Source organism: Pauljensenia sp. C0170B4 (assembly GCF_056590235.1).
Genome location: NZ_JBWPVS010000001.1, coordinates 215,281 through 233,577, shown reverse-complemented (window position 1 = coordinate 233,577; position 18,297 = coordinate 215,281). Strand labels below are relative to the sequence as shown.

Sequence of the window (18,297 nt, the reverse complement as noted above, 5' to 3'; positions counted from 1 at the left end):
CGTCGTGGCAGTTGCGTGACAGCTTGATTTAACATTTTCGGGTTCGTCGGCAGTCGGGTAAGAGCCCTACTCTTTTCGCGCCGCCGGCGCACCTATTTTACCTACCTGGGGCTCTCAGGAAGGAGCCCCCCATGGGTAATCAGATTCAAACATTCACCAGCCAGAGATTCGGGAAAATCCGTACCATCAATGAGGAAGATCGCGTCTTGTTTTCTGGCCGCGATATTGCCTCCGCACTTGGCTACGCGAACACGAAAGACGCTCTGGCGCGGCACTGTAAGGGGGTCGTGAAACGCTACCCCCTTCAAACCTCAGGCGGTATTCAACAAGCCAGGTTCATTACCGAAGGTGACGTTTACCGGCTGATCATCTCCTCTAAGCTCCCTGCCGCTGAGCAGTTTGAGACTTGGGTTTTCGACGAGGTTCTCCCTGCTATCCGCAAGCACGGCTTGTATGCGATTTCAGATGTTGCTGAAAACCCTGAAATGCTGCTGACTGCTTTGCAGGCTCTTATCGCCGAGAAAAAACGCGGGGAACAGCTAGAGGCACAAAATCTTGCCCGAGCCCAACTTCTCCTTGAGGCTAGCCCGAAGTTGTCGTACTACGAGAAGGTTCTGCGCGCTCCGGGTGCGGTGGCGATTTCTAAGATTGCTAAAGACTACGGGATGAGCGCACGCCGCCTCAATAAGCTCTTGCATGATCTTGGTATCCAGTACAAGCAGGGCGACCAGTGGCTGCTCTACCAAGAACATGCCGCTAACGGTTATACGAAGTCTGAGACCGGAACCAGTAAGGACGGTCACGTGTGGATGCATACCAAATGGACTCAAGCTGGACGGCTTTTCCTCTATGACCTGCTCAAAAACCGCTGCGGGATTCTGCCAGTCATTGAACGCGAAGGGCAGGTGGAAGCCTGATGAGCGCTACAACAGATCAAGTCGTTGGGCTCTCGCGCACAAATGCCCACGGTTATGCTGACCCGACCAGCTACAAGGCTTTGAAGAAGATCCAAGGAGCTGAATATGAGGCTCGTCCGCTTACATATATCTGCTCCCCCTTTTCCGGTAATGTCCGAACGAACCAGGATTTAGCGCGGGAGTTTTGCGCCTTCGCGGTAGCTGCTGGACAGATCCCGCTAGCCCCACACTTGTTCTTCCCGCAGTTCATGGATGATACCGACCCTGATGAGCGCGAACTAGCCATGGCGTTTAACCGCGTACTTTTAAGCAAATGTGAGGCCATGTGGGTTTACACAGATCGCGTTAGCCGCGGGATGCGCGCCGAGATCGAGTGGGGCCGCGAACTTGAACTACCCATCCACTATTTCAACGCTGATTTCCAGGAGGTTACCTTTTGATGCATCCCTTCACGCTTTACGCCACTGACATGGCAGGCAAGCAAACCAACAGCCACTACCCCAACCGCCACGAGATCACCAGCAGACCCGACTTAGAAATGGCGGTACGTTTTGATCATGTCGCAGCCACCTACAAGAATAATCATCGCTCGAGCGCGAACTTCCTGGTTTCGGATTGCGTGGTGATGGATATCGACAACGACCACACCGAAAACCCCGACGAATGGGTCACGCCCAAATCTTTGTCTGAGGTGATGGCAGGGGTCGAGTTTATGACCGCCACCTCCCGCAACCATATGAGAATCAAGGGCAGCGAGTGCGCTAGGCCGCGTTTTCACGTCTACTACCCCATAAACAAGATCGGTGACGCTAGCGAGTATGCAGGGATGAAGAAGCGCCTGGCTGCTCGTTTTGATTTCTTTGACCATAACGCGCTGGACGCTGGCAGGTTCATCTACGGCAACCCCGCCGGCGAAGTGCATGTTTTCAAGGGTGAACAGCTACTGGTTGAATGGATCGCGGCAGCTGATGAGCAGGACATGTTTGCTGCCTTCGATGCCTCCACGATTGCTATCGGCGAGGGCTCTCGTAATGCCACGCTCTCTCGCTTCGCGGGCAGAGTCTTGATCCGCTACGGCAACACCGCCCAAGCACGGGAGTTATTTGATCGTAAAGCCACCCTTTGTGACCCGCCACTACCAGATGCAGAGTTAGCACTAATTTGGGATAGCGCCTGTAAGTTCGCTGCCAAGGTTGCCGCCGAGCCAGGTTATGTGCCGCCGGAGGTTTATGAGCAGCTGACCAGTCTACGCCCTGACGATTTTACCGATGTTGGTCAGGCGACGATTCTTGCTGGTGAGTATGCTGACCGGATTTGTTATTCGCCTGCTACCGCGTGGATGGCCTACGACAAGGGTGTATGGGAGGAAAACGAGCCTAAAGCCCAGCATGTTGTCCAAGAACTCACCTCCCGGCAAATAGAACAAGCCCAAAAAGAACTGGATACAGCCACCCAGCAAGCAAGCCGGCTGGGAGTAACAGCAATGCTGGTAGCGATGAGCAAGGCCAAAGCCCTCTCTGCATTCACCCGGGAGCAATCCCAGGTCTACCAGGAAATGATGGCAGCGCAAGAATGGTTAAAGTTCATACACAAGTGCCGCTCAGATCGCACAATCTTGGCGGTCATGCGCCAAGCACGCCCGTTAGCGTTGATTAACCCGCAGGTGCTCGATGCCGACCCTTATCTGCTCAACACCCCAAGCGCCACCTTTGATTTGCGCGATACTTCCCGGCACGAACACAGCCCCGCTGACATGTTGACTAAACAAACCGCCCTTGACCCATCCGATGAGGGGATGCAGATATGGCTAGACAGCCTCGCCGTCACTTTCGGAGCAGATAAAGAGTTGATTGGGTATGTGCAACGAGTGTGCGGGCTAGCAGCAATCGGCAAAGTCCTCATCGAAGCCCTGATTATCGCCTACGGGGATGGAAACAACGGCAAATCCACTTTCTGGAATACCATCGCCCGCGTGTTGGGCTCATACGCGGAGACTATCTCCTCTGAAGTGCTGATCGCTGGTAAGAAAAACAACGCCAAACACGAGATGGCAGAAACCAGGGCTAGACGCTTGTTGATTGCCGGCGAAAACGATGAAGGCGTGCGCCTATCAACCTCATCAACCAAACAATTAGCTTCGACTGACAAGATCGCAGCAGAGAAGAAATACAAAGACCCCTTCTCCTTCACCCCTTCCCACACCTTGGTTTTGTACACGAACCATCTACCGCGAGTGGGAGCTATGGATACCGGCATCTGGCGCAGATTAATTGTGATTCCATTCGAGCAAACCATCACCCCGAGTGTGGACATCAAAAATTATGCCGACCATCTATACGCCAAAGCTGGCGGAGCGGTGCTGGCGTGGATTATGGAAGGTGCTCGCTTAATCCACTCTGAAAACTACCACCTGACCCCACCTAAACAAGTCGTTGCCGCATCGGAGGCATACCGGGCTGCTAACGACTGGTTCGCTCACTTCCTTGAGGACTGCTGCCAGGTAGGTCAAGGCCTATCAGAGCAGTCCAAAGATCTCTACGACGCGTACAGGTCCTGGGCAATAGGCAGGGGCGAGTATGTGCGCTCCACTAGCGACTTTTATGCTGCCGTCGATAAAGGCGGATACACACGCAGGCGAACAGCTCGGGCACGATTCGTAGACGGGCTCGCCTTGATCAGCGAATTCGACCTGTAACCGGCCAATAGTGACAGTCGTGTCAGTCGTTACTAGCCCTTTCTATAAGAAAATAAAAAATACAGTCCTATATAGGGTTTAGGGACAGACCGACACGAGTGTCACAGATCTTATGAAAGACGTGACATGAAAGAAAAACACCTAGAAAACGAACTGAAGAAATCAGTCGAAAACATCGGCGGAATCTGCTGGAAACTCGTGTGCCCCGGCGTCACTGGCGTCCCAGACCGGATCTGCCTGAAGAGCGGACGAGTTATTTTCGCTGAAGTAAAAGCACCAGGAGCCAAACCTAGACCAATCCAAAATCGCCGTATCAAACAGCTGCAAAATCAAGGCTTCCAAGTCTTCGTGGTAGACAGCGTGGATGGGATTGCGGAGGTGACAAATGCGCTACAAGCCGCATAAATACCAAACCCAGGCAACAAGTTTCATCATCAACCATGACGAAACCGCAGTGTTCTTAGGCATGGGTTTAGGAAAAAGCGTCATTGCGCTGACCGCGATCTGGCAGCTCATCCTCGACTACTTCCTCGTACAGCGAGTACTAGTAATCGCGCCACTACGCGTGGCACGCGATACCTGGCCACAAGAAGCAGCCAAGTGGGACCACCTCAAGGGATTATCACTCGCGGTAGCCGTAGGAAATAAGCAAGACCGCCTGGATGCGTTAGCGAAATCTGCAATGGTGACGGTGATTAACCGGGAAAACATCCCCTGGCTGGTTGCCCACTACGGCTCGGCTTGGCCTTTCGACATGGTCGTCATTGACGAACTCTCTAGCTTTAAAAACCACCGTGCCAAACGCTTCACCACGCTGGTGAAGATGCGACCCTATGTAAGCCGTTGGGTTGGGTTAACCGGAACCCCAGCCTCTAATGGGTTGATGGATCTATGGGCACAGTTCCGGCTCCTAGATGGCGGTACCAGACTAGGGCGCTATATCACCCGGTTTAGGGATCGCTGGTTCCTACCTGATAAACGGGGCGGCATGCAAGTGTTTACCTATAAACCGCGAGCAGGTGCTGAGGACGAGATCTATGAGGCCATCTCGGATATGACCTTGTCTATGCGCACCACTGACCACCTGACTTTGCCTGAGCTGACGCTAACAACCACGAAGGTAAAACTCGCTAAAAAAGAGCGGGCAGTATATGAGCGTCTAGAGCAGGATTTAGTGATTGAGCTAGACGGGCAAGTAGTGGATGCGGCTAACGCGGCAGTCCTATCTGGAAAACTTCTACAACTGGCAAGCGGCGCTATCTACGACGAAAACGGAGATGCCATCGTTGTTCATGGCGCGAAGCTGGATGCACTCGAAGATTTGGTTGAGGCGGCGAACGGGCAGAACCTCCTCGTTGCCTACTGGTACAAACACGACCTGGAACGCATCATCGAGCGCTTCCCGCAAGCCCGGCTCCTAAAGACCGCTGAGGATATAGCGGCTTGGAACAATAGCGAGATCGCTCTCGGTTTGATTCACCCGGCCTCTGCCGGCCATGGTCTGAATCTACAAGCAGGCGGGCACCTACTCATCTGGTTCTCCCTGACCTGGAGTCTGGAGCTGTATCAGCAAACTAACGCCCGGCTTTACCGGCAAGGCCAAACCCAGCCGGTAACGATCATCCACCTGGTCACTGAAAGCACCCTCGATGAGGCAGTACTTACAGCTTTAGATACCAAGAACCTCACCCAGACTGCCTTGATCGAGGCAATCAAAACACAACTGGCAAACCACTCTAGATAAGGAAAATTCATGATGCATGTGATGACGAAATACTTAGATACCCGCAAGGCAGCAATCAGCGCCCTAGAGGACTACCCACTGATGGAACAAGCAGCCAGCCAAGACACGCAAGCTGAGGCAAACCAGCTACGCGAAGACCTCGCCAGCCCCACTAGCCCCAAAATCACTGGCATGCCCCGCTCACGCGACCCCCACGCTGGTGAACGCCGCATAGCTGCCACCCTCGACAAGATTGATCTGCTCGCAGTCCGCAGCCAAGAAGCCCAAGAGTACCTGGACTGGTTCCTGCCCGCCTGGCAAGCACTCAACACCGATGACCAGTTCGTGTTGGAAAACTTCTTCCTCGGCCAAGGCAATCAAGACGAACGAGTCCAAATGATCGGTGACCACTTCTATATTGAACGAGACAGTGTCTACCGGCGAAAGAACCGAGCATTAGATCGCCTGGCAGTAGCACTGTATGGCAGACGCTAACTTGCACCCATGCGTTAGCAAGTATCCGAACCCTGCTATGGAAATCGTTATTTAACCCTGAAATACTGTAGGTGGTTGAAAATATAGGAACGAACCCTCCGGCAAACAGTTATCACTGCCCGGAGGGTTTCGTCTTGGCCAGCAAAGGACGGTGAGGCTGGTGCCAAGCAAACCAAAACGTCCCTGCTCTGCACCTGGCTGTCCCGAACTAACCCGCGACCGGTTCTGCCCGCTCCACGCCAAAAAGGCAGACAAGAACTACCGTAAGTTTCAACGTGACCCGAGAATCAACAAGCGTTACGGTGCGCGCTGGCGACGCATCCGTGCCGCATACATTTCCCAGCATCCTTTGTGCGAAGACTGCCTGGACAAAGGAGTGACCACCCCCGTTCAGGAAGTCCACCACGTCTTACCCTTAGAGCATGGTGGCAGCCACGACTTTTCTAACCTGCGCAGCCTGTGCAAACCCTGCCACTCCAGGCAGAGCGCGTTAGACGGTGACAGATGGAGGCAAGCCCCTCAGGTCTATACCTACTAGATTTCTTGAAAACCGCAACACAACCATTGGTACTTCCCCACCCTAAAAAATATTGACCTTGTTGCCACGCCAAGTTACGGGACCAGTCAAGGATTCGGCTAGGGGTTGGGGGCCTCAAATCTCTACAGCTTCGGCGAAGGTCAGCGGACGGGGCCAACCGTGCGCAAAGTCCCCGAATCAAACAAGGTATTAACACTTCGGGCTTCGTCGGCAGTACCAGTGAGGGGTGAAATCCCGCTGAGTGTTGCTCGGTTTTCTTGCGCTTTGTCCGTCCGGATTTGGGTTTCCCAGGGACGTACAGGTGAGGGCAAAAAACTCGGAGCTTCTCATCCGGTGTTCTGGATCCCTCTCTGGCAGGTGTTCGCCTGTCTTGAGTTAACAAACTGGTTTCTAAAAAGGAGGAATCATGACAGATCAAATGGTGCTAAAAACACAGCAATGGCTCAATCGCACCTATAGGAGCAAGGCTGGATTCGGTTCAGTCGTAGAGGACGGATATACCGGCTGGGGCACGGTCAACGCTTTGATTCGGGCCCTGCAAATCGAGCTGGGTATTACGACAACGGCGAACAATTTCGGACCGGGAACTATCAGTCGCTTCCAGTCTCGGTGGCCTAACGGCATCCACCAGCAGGATGACGGTGCGCAGGAGACTTCTAATGTGTACGGCATTATCCAAGGTGCTTTGTGGTGTAAGGGATATTCTGCTGGTGCCAGCGATATCACTACGCATTTCTATAGCGGAACTGGAAAGGCCATCAAACAGCTTAAGAGCGACATGGGCATTGGTGGAGATTCCACTGTGACGCTCGACGTCATGAAAGCGCTGTTGTCAATGCAGCAATTCGTCCTGCTTCGCTCTTATGGGGGCATTTCAGCGATTCGGCAAGCACAGCAACAAATCAACCAACAGTATCGCGCTTATACCGGAATCATCCCAACCGATGGACTCTACGGTCGGGAAATGAACACTGCTCTGATTCAGGTCTTGCAAGCCATTGAAGGATTTAGCCCTGCGGAAGCCACAGGTAATTTCGGCAATGGCACCAAAGCGCGTCTAACAATAGTTACACCCAGCAATGCGGCAAGTTTACCGAAGTGGGCTTGGCTAGCTCAGGTTGCTCTAGTGTGTAACCGGATTTCTCCCGATATCTATCCTTCTGCACAAACCGCACTGTCAACGTTCGTTCCGCAATTCCAAGCAAAGTATCAGCTCCCACGAAGCGGGGTGGTCGACTCGACTACATGGATGAGCCTGTTGACCTCGAAAGGTGATCCGAATCGCGCCTGCAAAGCATGCGATACACGCTTCGAGATTACGGCTGAGCGACTCAACCTACTTAAGGCGAACGGCTATGAGATTGTGGGGCGTTACCTGACTGAGCCGAATCAGGATTCAAAAGATCCGTCTGACTATTTCAAAGCAATTCGCCCCGGAGAACTTGAACGCATCACCAACGGAGGAATGAAGTTCTTCCCGATTTTCCAGGAGTACTCAACCAAGCTTCGACACTTCACGCGGGAAAACGGCGCTCGGCACGCGACGCTCGCAAGGCAAGCAGCCCAAAGACTTGGCATTCCGGGAACGTATATCTATTTCGCAGTTGATTTCGACGCGACCGACCCCGAGGTCACAAGTCACATTCTTCCGTATTTCCAGGGTGTGCGTGGAAGCCTGGGAGGCGGATACAAAGTAGGCATCTACGCCTCGCGTAACATTTGTAGCCGCATCATTAAAGCCGGCTATGCTGGAAGCGCGTTCGTCTCGGACATGTCTACAGGATTTTCTGGCAACCTTGGCTTCCCTATTCCTGACGATTGGAACTATGACCAGTTCACTGAAATCAGTGACTACAAGGGTGCTGGTTTTGACCTAGACAGGGTCGCCTATTCAGGACAAGCAGCGGCAGTTGATCATGTTGCTCCTTCGAGTGCCGGTGGCGCTGCGCCCGACACCAGCATTGATTACACCAAGCTGGCTCCGATTGATCTGATCTGGCATTTAGAGAAACGCTTCGAAGAACTTCGTGCCAGTGGCAAGGTTGGAAAAGACTACGTTGCGGGTTCTCATGGTGCGGGAACGCGGATTGCCGTTCCGACTTGGCGTTGCATCCTCAACTATTTAGCAAAAGCCTACCTGCGTGACGGTGGTAGTGGATCTGCGGTGAATTGGTCCGTGTCTGCCGAAAGTTTCAGGAGTGCTGACGCGAGCGTACTCGAGAAGGACGCTGTAGGCAAGAAGATCATCGCTGCCTTGAATCGCTATATTGATAACACGTGGCGGCAATCCATGACCGACAAGACCGGAGAATCGGTTGATCTGGCGCATCTGGCGGCAACAACACTTGGATACACCAACTGGAATGTTATCCCTGATGCGTGGACTGGCTGGGCCGGAGACCTAGCTACTGCCATGGAGAATATTCAGAAAACACTTGAGTGGAATCCCAGTGCGAACCTGGATCAGGTGGCCACAGCTCTAATCGGTCAAGGTAACGATTACCGTCAGCATCCTGGCTTGAAGGGGCTAGTACTTGACAAGAAAAACGACAAGGGAAAATGGGAATCGGTAGGAAACAACTGTAACCGTGACGATCTCTGCTGTGACGGAGATGCCATCGTTATCGCTAACACGCTAGAAAACGGCAACGACTCCAACGCTCATCTTCTGTCAGCAACATTGCGAGAGTACTACAACAATTCCAGCAAACTTGCCAACAGATTCAAGCAGATTGGCTGGAGCTTGGGGGCGAATAATTCCACTGAGGCATATCAGAAAATAAGTGAATATGCCGACTTGGATAGCGCCGTTTTAGGATGGTTCCTGGCTGGATACGTCAAGGAAGAGATTCGTTTGACAGCTTGCCGAAAGCTAGCTGAATTCATCTACCGATAATTGATTTGGTCTTTTCCTTGGTGTGGCGCTTGGGTAAAAACGCTAAACCCAAGCGCTACACCACCAGCAACAAGAGCGCCGATGGCGGGAACGGAAAACTGGCTCAGCAGTTGAGAAAAAGAATCACTATGAACTAACGAGCCGACACCATCGAGTGAAAAGAGAAAAGCTGAGAGTCCGATAAAGGCTCCTGCTGAAAGTTGCAACGCGCGGGCAGATTGAATACCGATGAAATGCTTATTAAAAAGCAGAAGAAGAATCGTGAAACACACATACATGAGTGGCATCAATAAGAAGACCACAAAAAATCTCTGATCCTGATCCTTGCACCGTAGAAAGATGGCGGCGAAAAGCCACGCGCCGACAAAATATGCCAGAGCGGATACAAGAAACACAGATATTTTTTTGATGACCAGTCCCTTCAACTTTTCGCTACACATTTTGATACGGCAACGGCATCAGGAGTTGTATGCCCCAATAAGTTCTCATTCTACAAGAAGGGTTTCCCTGCATTGCTAAGGATAGCGCTGATCGGGCGGATGTTGCGTGAATGCAGGCACGAGGCCTGGTGCGTTGAACCCGACAGTCACGAAAAGGCGCACGGGAGCGCCTATACCAGAGGCTCCCGAGTATCTGTCTGTGGTGTACAGCGTGGTAAGAAGCTACTGGGGGGGCGGCTTGGTTATGGGGTTGTTCTGGCGGCTTTCTGGTGAATGCACGGAGCTTTTTGATTGCCCATTCGTAGTGGCTTGATGTGGCTGACACGCAGTAGGAGCCGAGCGAGGTTGTGCCCGTCCACGGGAAATGCGCCTTGGTGAATAACTCCTCGTTGGTGAACTCGCCGATGAGAGCCACTACTGCGGTGTGGCTGTCAGCGAGGTTCTCGCGGATAGCCTCAAGCTCAGTGCCCTGATATTGAGTCCAAATCTCTTGGTTGAGCGTTGGCGTGGTTCGCCACGTGTGAGGAAACGGAAGAAACGGTCGAGGCTGACCCTGGCGGTTGGCGTCGACGAAGCCAAGCAACATGCGCTGCCACTCGTGCAGGTGGGCAAGGACGTCGCGCAGGTTTTTGTCCCGCGCCCAGTGGGCTTCTTTACCGATTTGAGTGATGCTGGGATCAAAATTCGTATGCTGATCGTCGGAACTCATGCCCTCAATGAGGCTGTCCAGTTTCGCATACTGCGCCTCGGCGGCATCCAATAGTTCAGTTTTCGTCTTCGGTCTCGGCACGCCACTAATTGTCTCACAGCAGGAAAGCAGATGAAAACCTATGGCGAAAGACGGAACGAACCGGGGTGGCCGCCGTGTGCGGGCAGGTGCGAAACCCGATCCGCTGAATGCGAAGCTCGCAGCTGGCCGCCCAGCCACGCGGCTTGATGATCCGCTGGGTGAGCCGTTTGACTTTGAAGGCTCAGATATCGGGGATGGTGCGGTGCTTGCTGGTGAGGTGATGCCGGAGCCTGCCGAGTATCTGTCGGAGATTCAGCGTGATGGTAAACCCCTCGGCGCTGACCTCGTCTACCGAGAAACATGGCAATGGCTCGATCAACGTGGCTGTTCCCAGTTCGTCGCACCGCGCTTGATCGAATCCTATGCGCAGGCGTTCGCGCGTTATGTGCAGTGTGAACAGGCGATCTCCAAGTTCGGCTTGCTCGGCAAACACCCAACCACAGGGGCTGCGATCGCATCCCCTTTCGTTGCTATGTCCCAGTCTTTCGGGAAGCAAGCGAACGTGTACTGGTACGAGATTTACGAGATAGTGCGCGCCACCTGCACCAGCGACTACTCAGGTTCGGCGCCGGGTGATGACGTGATGGAGCGCCTGCTGCAAGCCCGCTCCTAACACCCCTTTGATTCTCGTGTGCCTGCCCGAGATGGGTGGGCACTTTTCTATGTCCCGATTCTTTGGAAAGTGAGTGTGTATGTCTGTTACGAAGACTGCTGAGGCCGTGTGTATCGGCCATCCCGATAAGCTCTGTGATTTGATCGCTGACACGATCCTTGACGATATCCTCTACGAGGATCCTGCTGCCCGCGTTGCAGTAGAAGTGATGGCATCTGGCCGCAGGATCATTGTGACTGGCGAGATCACTTCGAAGGTTCGTCCGCGTATTCGTGAGTCGGTGCGTTACGCGCTGGTGAAGGCGGGTTATGTGCCGTGGAAGTTCCTCGTTTTCGTCTGGACACGCCGCCAATCCCCAGACATCAACGCAGGAGTTTCCAAGTCCTTGGAGGCTCGCTTCGGAGACACGAGTGAGTTTGCGTTGCAGGGCGCTGGCGATCAAGGCACCGTCTACGGATACGCCACCAACGAAACCCCGCAGCGTTTGCCATTGCCGCTCGTACTCTCGCATGAGATCTGTGGGCGTCTTGATGACGCCCGCAAGGACGGCACGATCAGCGGTATCAAGTCCGATGGTAAGGCGCAGGTGACGGTTCGCTACGACGCCGCCGGACAACCCGTAGCAGTCGAAACCGTGGTGGTGTCGATCCAACACGACGCTACGAAGACTCTGGACGAGCTTGCGGCTGAGGTCAAAACACTGATCGTCGCACCCGCGTGTAAGCCGTATCTGCCAATTAGCGCTGACACCGAGATTCTGGTGAATCCCTCGGGCTTGTTTACGGTGGGTGGTTCAAAGGCAGACACGGGGCTCACTGGTCGCAAGCTGATGGTCGACACTTACGGCGGTCTCGCCCCACATGGTGGTGGGGCGTTCTCGGGTAAGGACGCGTCCAAGGTTGACCGCTCGGGTGCGTATATGGCGCGTCTGATAGCCAAGACTATCGTCGACTCCGGTCTTGCGCAGGAATGCCAGGTCGCGATTTCCTATGCGATTGGGAAGGCTGATCCGGTCGCCTTCACCATCGACACGCTCGGCAGTGGTGAATACTCCGACAAGATCCTGACCGAGGCTGCGCGTGAGGTGTTTCCGCTACGCCCAGGAGCGATCATTGACGCTTTGGGGTTGCGAGCACCCGGCTACACCCGCTACTCGACCTACGGACACTTCGGCCATGCCGGTTTGCACTGGGAGAACTCGTTCGCTCACGTCGACGCATTAAAGAAGGCGGTGACCACACATGCTCATGAAACCAATGCCCATCAGTGAACTCAAGCCCGCTGACTACAATCCGCGTAAAGACCTCCAGCCTGGCGATGCCGAATACGAGAAGCTCAAGCGATCCTTGACCGAGTTCGGCTACGTCGAACCCGTCATCTGGAACTCCACCACTGGCAACATCGTCGGTGGACACCAGCGTTTGAAGGTGCTCGAAGATCTCGGCCACACGGACGTGGACGTGATCGTCGTGGAGCTGGATGAGACGCGCGAGAAAGCACTCAACATCGCGCTCAACAAGATCAGCGGCGAATGGGACCAGGACAAACTCTCACTCTTGATTGCCGACCTCGATGCTTCGGATTTCGATGCTGAACTCACCGGTTTCGATGACGCTGAGATCGCGCAGCTTATCGGCTCATTGGATGAGGGTGAGGTGGAGGATGACGAGTTTGACCTTACCGCCGCACTCGAAGCATCCGCGTTCGTGGAGCGTGGGGATATCTGGACGCTTGGCCGTCACCGACTCGTGTGCGGCGACGCCACCAGCGTCGAGGACGTCGAGTTGTTGATGGATGGTAAGCGTGCGAATCTTGTGTTGACTGATCCGCCATATAACGTCGCCTTCGAATCAGGATCCGGATTGTCCATCAAGAACGACAAGATGGATGGCGATAAGTTCTACGATTTCCTGCTATCAGCGTTTTCGAACATGGTGGGCGTGTGTGAGAAGGGCGCGTCCGCGTATGTGTTCCACGCTGACACTGAAGGCTTGAACTTCCGTCGCGCTTTTCAAGATGCTGGTTTCTATCTGTCGGGCTGTTGTATTTGGGTTAAAGATTCCCTCGTATTGGGACGTTCCCCGTATCAGTGGCAGCACGAGCCGGTGCTATTCGGGTGGGTGAAGACGGGTAAGCACAAGTGGTACGCCGACCGGAAACAAACCACGATCTGGAACTTCGCCAAGCCCCGCCGCAACGCTAACCACCCCACCTCCAAGCCGCTGGATTTGTTGGCGTATCCGATCGGGAACTCCACCCAGGCGAACACGATCGTGCTCGACACCTTCGCAGGCTCAGGCTCCACACTCATGGCAGCTGAGGCAACCGACCGCATCGCCTACTGCATGGAACTCGACGAAAAATACGCCTCCGTGATCCTGCGCCGCTACGCCGACGCCACCGGAGACGCCGCAGGAATCACGTGTCTCCGCGACAGCCAGCAGCTCGCCTACCTGGATGTCGTGAAGGCAGTGGATCGAGGCACCACATGACCGCGTTGACGCTTGGCTCTCTGTTTGACGGGTCGGGCGGCTTCCCACTCGCCGCCCTCAACGTCGGTATCCGCCCCGTCTGGGCGTCCGAGGTGGAGCCGTTTCCGATCCTCGTCACCACCACCCGTCTGCCCGCGGTCACCCACCTCGGCGACGTCAACACTATCGACGGCACCGTGATCGAGCCGGTGGACATCATCTCGTTCGGGTCGCCGTGCCAAGACCTGTCGGTCGCAGGACGGCAGACCGGGCTGGCAGGTTCACGTTCCGGCCTGTTCTTTCAGGCTGTTCGCATCATCAAGGAAATGAGGGAGGCGACTAATGACCAATATCCCCGATTTGCTGTCTGGGAGAACGTGCCGGGAGCCTTCTCCTCCAACCAAGGGGCGGATTTCGCCGCCGTCCTCACGAGCCTCATCCAGGTCGTCGCGCCGTCCGTCCCTGACGTGCCTGTTCCTGACACGCGGTGGGCCGACGCTGGGACCGTCGTGGCAGGCGGATGCTCGGTTGCGTGGCGTGTACTCGATGCGCAACATTTCGGCCTCGCCCAACGACGCCGCCGCATCTACCTTGTCGCAGATTTTGCAGGCCGATCCGCACCCGAGATTCTTTTTGAGCCCGCGAGCTTGCCAAGGAATCCTGAATCGTGCGGCACGCAAGAACAAGACCATGCCCACACCCCTGAAGCAAGCCTTGGAGGCCGTAGCAGCTCGGTGATGTTGTTGGATCATCATCCGCAGGACTCGAGGTTGACCGTTAACTCCTTGGGGGTGGTGCAGACGCTGACTGCCCGGATGGGCAACTCACCCACCAACGTCCCCATCCTCCTCGACGCCCCAGAGGAACGCAGGGTGTTTGGCCTGAATTCGATCCACCAGTCCCGCAGCGGTGGCGGCCACTACGGCTACGAAGCGGAAGTGTCGAAAACCCTCGACTTGAAAGGCGGGGAGCCGACCTGCAATCAGGGCGGCATGGTCATCTTGGAGCCCGTCTATGCCGCATCCAAGGCCGACTATTTCACCCGCGTCACCAAGGATCAGGCAGGTGCGCTGCTGGCCACGGATTACACCGATCCGCCCATGGTCGCCAGCTCGTCGCTGTGCCCCAGGCGGTTGACGCCGGTCGAGTGTGCCCGGTTGCAGGGGTTTCCTGACGATTGGTGTGACGGTCTTGCTATCGAGGATCCGACAAGCGAGGACATCGAGTATTGGACGGGCATTTGGGCTACCTGGAACTTGGCGCGCGGCGTGAAACCACGAACCGCACGCCAAGTCACTACTTGGTTGGAGAATCCAACCAGTGATAGTGCCCAGTACAAGTTGTGGGGTAACGCGATCGCTTTGCCCGTTGCTCGCCACGTCCTTGAAAGACTGAAGAATTTTGCTCGCGCAGGGACTGGATAAGCACTCGCACCTATGGCTGTATGTACATGACCAAACGACCCCCTAACTAGAGGAAAGAGGAGATGGAGGATGGTCATGAGTGATCTACATATTGAGATCAGCGAGATGCTGGAGGCAGGCATCAACATCTGGGACGTCGAGGAAGCCCTCGACATTGCACGAAAGTGGAACTTCTCCCTGGTTGCCGGTGCGATCGAACACGACGCAACCGGCTACCTGCAACTGGTCGAGTCTTGGTTTGACGGTGAGGGTGTGGCGGCATGAACCAAATTTCGTTCGTCCCGAACAAGAGCGGGCGTAAGAAACTCGCCAACACCATCGCCGCTCACCTTGGTCTCACGGCAGTTTATGCGGGAGCACCCACGTTCGACTACCAGATCGGAGATGCACGGTTGGATCGGGACTGGACCCTTCACCTCCCAGAGGACATCGACGCCGAAGCGCTCATTGAAGCCACACAGAAGGCCGGGTTCGCGCCCACGAGCGAGGAGTACGGGCTGACGCTTGCTTTCCCCACGACAGGTTGGGACGAAGCCACAGGCGCGAAGCTCGAAGCCCTGCTCGCCGCCAAGGGAGAACTCATCGCTAAGGCGCTGGGCATTCCGGCCACTCCGATGAATTTGAATGCGGTGGAGGGAACGGTTGAGTTTGCCTGGTTCGAACAACTTCCTGACGCGGAGGTGATCGAGGCGGCCAGTGTGCTCCTTCAGCTCATGATCGAGCAAGCCAAGACCTCCACCCGCATCTCACCGAAACCACCTGAACCAGGGAATGATAAGTATGCGATGCGCTGCTGGTTGCTGCGCCTGGGCATGATCGGCGACAGCTACAAGCACGTGCGCCGAGTCCTGCTGACCAACTTGGAAGGGAATGCGGCGTGGAAAACCACGCCCACACAGGCCGAATAAACGGGAAATATGCAAGAGATCAGAATCTCTATTCTTCCTGTGTAAATACGCCGAAAACGGCTGGATAACCGCGCACACCTATGGCTGTATGTACATGATCGAACAAGAGGACAAGGAGAAAGTCATGAACAACGGCAAGACCACGATGGAGCAGCTGCAGATGGCGACCGACAGCTACGGCACGGTTATCGCCTACGGAGACTTCGTCCTCGCCTCGGCATACCGGCACCTGGGCAAAGGCCGGATCGGAAACGACGCCCGCGTCTACAAACTCGCCGAGCAGCCCATCCCTGGCTGGGGATCGGACGCCCGCAGTTTCATTGAATGCGAACTCGCCCTGGTTGCTGAGGCTGAGGAACTGTTCGAAGACGCCGGCCACGCCATCGCCTGGGCGCTTGCCCACACCAACTAACCAGCACAGGAAGGAGCCTGAAGGGCGTGATGCGCACTCTCGACACCTACACGCCGACCCGATTCATGGCCACAGGCTCACGCTACGACAAGCGTAAAGCCGACTTCGCGGTCGCGTTCATCCAAGCCTTAAAGCACACCAAAGGCCGCTGGTCAGGCAAGCCCTTCCAGCTCATCGACTGGCAAGAGCAAATCATCCGCGACCTGTTCGGCACTGTCAAAGAAGACGGCTACCGCCAATTCACCACCGCCTACGTCGAGATACCCAAAAAGATGGGCAAAAGTGAGCTCGCCGCCGCAATTGCGCTACTACTCACCTGCGGGGATGGTGAAGAACGCGCTGAAGTGTATGGGTGCGCGGCTGATCGCCAGCAAGCATCCATTGTGTTTGAGGTCGCAGCGGACATGATTCGCATGAGTCCAGCGCTGTCCAAACGCGTCAAGATTCTTGCCTCGCAGAAGCGGATCATCTACAAGCCCACCAACTCCTTCTACCAGGTGCTGAGCGCGGAGGCGTATTCGAAGCACGGGTTCAACATCTCCGGCGTTGTCTTCGACGAACTCCACACCCAACCCAACCGTGCCTTGTTCGACGTCATGACGAAAGGATCAGGCGACGCGCGCACCCAACCCCTGTACTTCCTCATCACGACAGCGGGTACCGACACGCATAGCATTTGTTATGAGCAACACCAAAAAGCCCAAGACATCCTAGATGGCAAAAAGCACGACCCCACGTTCTACCCGGTGATCTATGGGGCGGCGCAAGATGATGATTGGACCGACGAGGACGTGTGGCATAAGGCTAACCCGAGCTTAGGGATCACTGTCCCGATCGAGAAAGTCCGCCAAGCCTGCACGAGCGCGAAACAAAACCCAGCCGAAGAAAACACATTCCGCCAACTTCGCCTCAACCAATGGGTCAAACAAAGCGTGCGGTGGATGCCCATGCACATCTGGAACCAAAACTCAGCACCCGTCGACCTGTCAGATTTGGAAGGACGCGTGTGTTACGGCGGCCTCGACTTGGCTTCCACGACGGACATCACTGCTTTCGTTCTCGTATTCCCACCCTACGGGGACGATGACAAATATACGGTCGCGCCATGGTTTTGGATACCCGAAGACAACCTCAAACTAAGGGTTGCCCGTGATCACGTGCCCTACGACCTGTGGCAACAGCAAGGCTTCCTACAAACCACTGAGGGCAACGTCGTCCACTACGGCGCAATTGAAGCCTTCATCGAGCAACTCGGTGAACGCTTCGATATCCGCGAGATCGCATTCGACCGGTGGGGCGCAGTCCAAATGAGCCAAAACCTTGACGAAGCAGGTTTCACGGTTGTTCCGTTTGGGCAAGGCTTCAAAGACATGAGCCCACCATCCAAAGAACTCATGAAACTCGCTTTAGAGGGAAAACTGGCACATGGCGGGCATCCAGTGCTTTCGTGGATGGTAGACAACATTCACGTCCGCACCGACCCAGCAGGAAACATCAAACCCGACAAACAAAAGAGCACCGAGAAGATCGACGGCGTCGTCGCAACAATCATGGCCCTCGACCGCGCCATCCGAAACGGCACCGGGCACGTCAGCGGCAGTGTTTATGACGAACGCGGCCTACTCGTGCTGTGAGCACGCTCATGGATGAACGCGCCGATGCCTGCGCCGATCAGTCCCAAGATCGAGTAGGCGACGCCGTAGATGAGGGCTGAATCGTTGTAGTACACGAACAGTGTGGTCAAGAACCCTGCGAACGGGGCCAGTAGCCACCACCAGCCGAACCCGTGGCGTGCCCCATCGATAACGCTCAAAACGATGGTGAGTAGTGGAAACGCGAGGAAGAGCAACGCGATGAACCACTTGGCGTTGGGATCGCTCAGCCTGCTGATCCACATGGAAATGAGCGGCAACAACCAAAATGCCGCTAGCAGGACACTCATCAGTGCCCACGACTGTTTTGAGGGCGCTTTCAT

The 18,297-nt window shown here is 55.2% G+C and carries 18 protein-coding genes and 1 pseudogene; 16 read left to right on the top strand and 3 right to left on the bottom strand.

Features of this window, described 5'->3' with window-relative positions:
• Nucleotides 1-131 precede the first annotated feature (131 nt).
• From AC1EJ1_RS01055 to AC1EJ1_RS01020, 8 genes and pseudogenes are all read left to right on the top strand, one after another.
• Complete coding sequence (locus AC1EJ1_RS01055) at nucleotides 132-917, top strand: phage antirepressor (RefSeq protein ID WP_480295198.1); 786 nt, start codon at nucleotides 132-134, stop codon at nucleotides 915-917.
• Nucleotides 917-1,357: a DUF7768 domain-containing protein gene (locus AC1EJ1_RS01050; protein ID WP_480295197.1), complete on the top strand. Its 441-nt coding sequence runs from the start codon at nucleotides 917-919 to the stop codon at nucleotides 1,355-1,357. The genes AC1EJ1_RS01055 and AC1EJ1_RS01050 overlap by 1 nt, the downstream gene beginning before the upstream one ends.
• On the top strand, nucleotides 1,357-3,612 hold the full coding sequence (locus AC1EJ1_RS01045; protein ID WP_480295196.1) for a phage/plasmid primase, P4 family: 2,256 nt from the start codon (nucleotides 1,357-1,359) through the stop codon (nucleotides 3,610-3,612). Before AC1EJ1_RS01050 ends, AC1EJ1_RS01045 begins: the two co-directional genes overlap by 1 nt.
• A gap of 114 nt (nucleotides 3,613-3,726) precedes the next feature.
• A pseudogene (locus tag AC1EJ1_RS01040) lies at nucleotides 3,727-4,017 on the top strand (VRR-NUC domain-containing protein); the annotation flags it as partial.
• Entirely contained in the window at nucleotides 3,998-5,356 is a 1,359-nt protein-coding gene (locus AC1EJ1_RS01035) for an SNF2-related protein (RefSeq protein ID WP_480295195.1), read from the top strand. The pseudogene AC1EJ1_RS01040 and the gene AC1EJ1_RS01035, both read left to right, overlap by 20 nt.
• A gap of 21 nt (nucleotides 5,357-5,377) precedes the next feature.
• On the top strand, nucleotides 5,378-5,830 hold the full coding sequence (locus AC1EJ1_RS01030) for a hypothetical protein (protein ID WP_480295194.1): 453 nt from the start codon (nucleotides 5,378-5,380) through the stop codon (nucleotides 5,828-5,830).
• Nucleotides 5,831-5,990: 160 nt separating this feature from the next.
• Entirely contained in the window at nucleotides 5,991-6,368 is a 378-nt protein-coding gene (locus AC1EJ1_RS01025; protein WP_480295193.1) for an HNH endonuclease, read from the top strand.
• A 406-nt stretch (nucleotides 6,369-6,774) separates the two neighbouring features.
• Entirely contained in the window at nucleotides 6,775-9,264 is a 2,490-nt protein-coding gene (locus AC1EJ1_RS01020) for a glycoside hydrolase domain-containing protein (RefSeq protein ID WP_004007624.1), read from the top strand.
• On the opposite strand, the gene AC1EJ1_RS01015 is transcribed toward AC1EJ1_RS01020, so the two are convergent.
• Together AC1EJ1_RS01015 and AC1EJ1_RS01010 are read right to left on the bottom strand one after the other, a co-directional pair.
• Nucleotides 9,255-9,704, bottom strand: a complete 450-nt coding sequence (locus AC1EJ1_RS01015; RefSeq protein WP_004007623.1) for a hypothetical protein — start codon at nucleotides 9,702-9,704, stop codon at nucleotides 9,255-9,257. The two genes, AC1EJ1_RS01020 and AC1EJ1_RS01015, sit on opposite strands and share 10 nt — an antisense overlap.
• A complete protein-coding gene (locus AC1EJ1_RS01010) occupies nucleotides 9,697-10,494 on the bottom strand; it encodes a ClbS/DfsB family four-helix bundle protein (RefSeq protein ID WP_219721265.1) in 798 nt (265 codons plus the stop codon). The genes AC1EJ1_RS01015 and AC1EJ1_RS01010 overlap by 8 nt, the downstream gene beginning before the upstream one ends.
• Nucleotides 10,495-10,534: 40 nt before the next feature.
• Here AC1EJ1_RS01010 and AC1EJ1_RS01005 point away from each other — a divergent pair, with 40 nt between their 5' ends.
• The 8 genes from AC1EJ1_RS01005 (at nucleotide 10,535) to AC1EJ1_RS00970 (ending at nucleotide 17,956) form a co-directional block, all read left to right on the top strand.
• Nucleotides 10,535-11,107, top strand: a complete 573-nt coding sequence (locus tag AC1EJ1_RS01005) for a P27 family phage terminase small subunit (protein ID WP_004007621.1) — start codon at nucleotides 10,535-10,537, stop codon at nucleotides 11,105-11,107.
• Between the two features lie 79 nt (nucleotides 11,108-11,186).
• Complete coding sequence (gene metK, locus AC1EJ1_RS01000) at nucleotides 11,187-12,377, top strand: methionine adenosyltransferase (RefSeq protein ID WP_004007620.1); 1,191 nt, start codon at nucleotides 11,187-11,189, stop codon at nucleotides 12,375-12,377.
• Nucleotides 12,349-13,599, top strand: coding sequence for a site-specific DNA-methyltransferase (locus tag AC1EJ1_RS00995; protein WP_480295192.1), 1,251 nt, complete (start codon nucleotides 12,349-12,351; stop codon nucleotides 13,597-13,599). Before metK ends, AC1EJ1_RS00995 begins: the two co-directional genes overlap by 29 nt.
• Nucleotides 13,596-15,002: a DNA cytosine methyltransferase gene (locus AC1EJ1_RS00990; RefSeq protein ID WP_480295191.1), complete on the top strand. Its 1,407-nt coding sequence runs from the start codon at nucleotides 13,596-13,598 to the stop codon at nucleotides 15,000-15,002. Before AC1EJ1_RS00995 ends, AC1EJ1_RS00990 begins: the two co-directional genes overlap by 4 nt.
• Nucleotides 15,003-15,077: 75 nt before the next feature.
• Nucleotides 15,078-15,266: a cell division protein gene (locus AC1EJ1_RS00985; protein ID WP_480295190.1), complete on the top strand. Its 189-nt coding sequence runs from the start codon at nucleotides 15,078-15,080 to the stop codon at nucleotides 15,264-15,266.
• Nucleotides 15,263-15,910 (top strand): hypothetical protein, encoded by a 648-nt coding sequence (locus AC1EJ1_RS00980; RefSeq protein WP_480295189.1) that lies wholly within the window; start codon nucleotides 15,263-15,265, stop codon nucleotides 15,908-15,910. The genes AC1EJ1_RS00985 and AC1EJ1_RS00980 overlap by 4 nt, the downstream gene beginning before the upstream one ends.
• 124 nt (nucleotides 15,911-16,034) lie before the next feature.
• On the top strand, nucleotides 16,035-16,322 hold the full coding sequence (locus AC1EJ1_RS00975; RefSeq protein ID WP_480295188.1) for an Nmad4 family putative nucleotide modification protein: 288 nt from the start codon (nucleotides 16,035-16,037) through the stop codon (nucleotides 16,320-16,322).
• A 29-nt stretch (nucleotides 16,323-16,351) separates the two neighbouring features.
• Nucleotides 16,352-17,956: a terminase large subunit gene (locus AC1EJ1_RS00970; protein WP_004007614.1), complete on the top strand. Its 1,605-nt coding sequence runs from the start codon at nucleotides 16,352-16,354 to the stop codon at nucleotides 17,954-17,956.
• Here AC1EJ1_RS00970 and AC1EJ1_RS00965 read toward each other — a convergent pair.
• Nucleotides 17,926-18,297: a DUF2651 family protein gene (locus AC1EJ1_RS00965; protein WP_004007613.1), complete on the bottom strand. Its 372-nt coding sequence runs from the start codon at nucleotides 18,295-18,297 to the stop codon at nucleotides 17,926-17,928. The genes AC1EJ1_RS00970 and AC1EJ1_RS00965 overlap by 31 nt on opposite strands.

What these genes read in the sequence shown, in the direction of transcription:
- AC1EJ1_RS01055 (WP_480295198.1), top strand. Translation starts at nt 132, where the DNA reads ATGGGTAATCAGATTCAAACATTCACCAGCCAGAGATTCGGGAAAATC.
- AC1EJ1_RS01050 (WP_480295197.1), top strand. Translation starts at nt 917, where the DNA reads ATGAGCGCTACAACAGATCAAGTCGTTGGGCTCTCGCGCACAAATGCC.
- AC1EJ1_RS01045 (WP_480295196.1), top strand. Translation starts at nt 1,357, where the DNA reads ATGCATCCCTTCACGCTTTACGCCACTGACATGGCAGGCAAGCAAACC.
- AC1EJ1_RS01035 (WP_480295195.1), top strand. Translation starts at nt 3,998, where the DNA reads ATGCGCTACAAGCCGCATAAATACCAAACCCAGGCAACAAGTTTCATC.
- AC1EJ1_RS01030 (WP_480295194.1), top strand. Translation starts at nt 5,378, where the DNA reads ATGACGAAATACTTAGATACCCGCAAGGCAGCAATCAGCGCCCTAGAG.
- AC1EJ1_RS01020 (WP_004007624.1), top strand. Translation starts at nt 6,775, where the DNA reads ATGACAGATCAAATGGTGCTAAAAACACAGCAATGGCTCAATCGCACC.
- AC1EJ1_RS01015 (WP_004007623.1), bottom strand. Translation starts at nt 9,704, where the DNA reads ATGTGTAGCGAAAAGTTGAAGGGACTGGTCATCAAAAAAATATCTGTG.
- AC1EJ1_RS01005 (WP_004007621.1), top strand. Translation starts at nt 10,535, where the DNA reads ATGGCGAAAGACGGAACGAACCGGGGTGGCCGCCGTGTGCGGGCAGGT.
- metK (WP_004007620.1), top strand. Translation starts at nt 11,187, where the DNA reads ATGTCTGTTACGAAGACTGCTGAGGCCGTGTGTATCGGCCATCCCGAT.
- AC1EJ1_RS00995 (WP_480295192.1), top strand. Translation starts at nt 12,349, where the DNA reads ATGCTCATGAAACCAATGCCCATCAGTGAACTCAAGCCCGCTGACTAC.
- AC1EJ1_RS00990 (WP_480295191.1), top strand. Translation starts at nt 13,596, where the DNA reads ATGACCGCGTTGACGCTTGGCTCTCTGTTTGACGGGTCGGGCGGCTTC.
- AC1EJ1_RS00985 (WP_480295190.1), top strand. Translation starts at nt 15,078, where the DNA reads ATGAGTGATCTACATATTGAGATCAGCGAGATGCTGGAGGCAGGCATC.
- AC1EJ1_RS00980 (WP_480295189.1), top strand. Translation starts at nt 15,263, where the DNA reads ATGAACCAAATTTCGTTCGTCCCGAACAAGAGCGGGCGTAAGAAACTC.
- AC1EJ1_RS00975 (WP_480295188.1), top strand. Translation starts at nt 16,035, where the DNA reads ATGAACAACGGCAAGACCACGATGGAGCAGCTGCAGATGGCGACCGAC.
- AC1EJ1_RS00970 (WP_004007614.1), top strand. Translation starts at nt 16,352, where the DNA reads ATGCGCACTCTCGACACCTACACGCCGACCCGATTCATGGCCACAGGC.
- AC1EJ1_RS00965 (WP_004007613.1), bottom strand. Translation starts at nt 18,297, where the DNA reads ATGAAAGCGCCCTCAAAACAGTCGTGGGCACTGATGAGTGTCCTGCTA.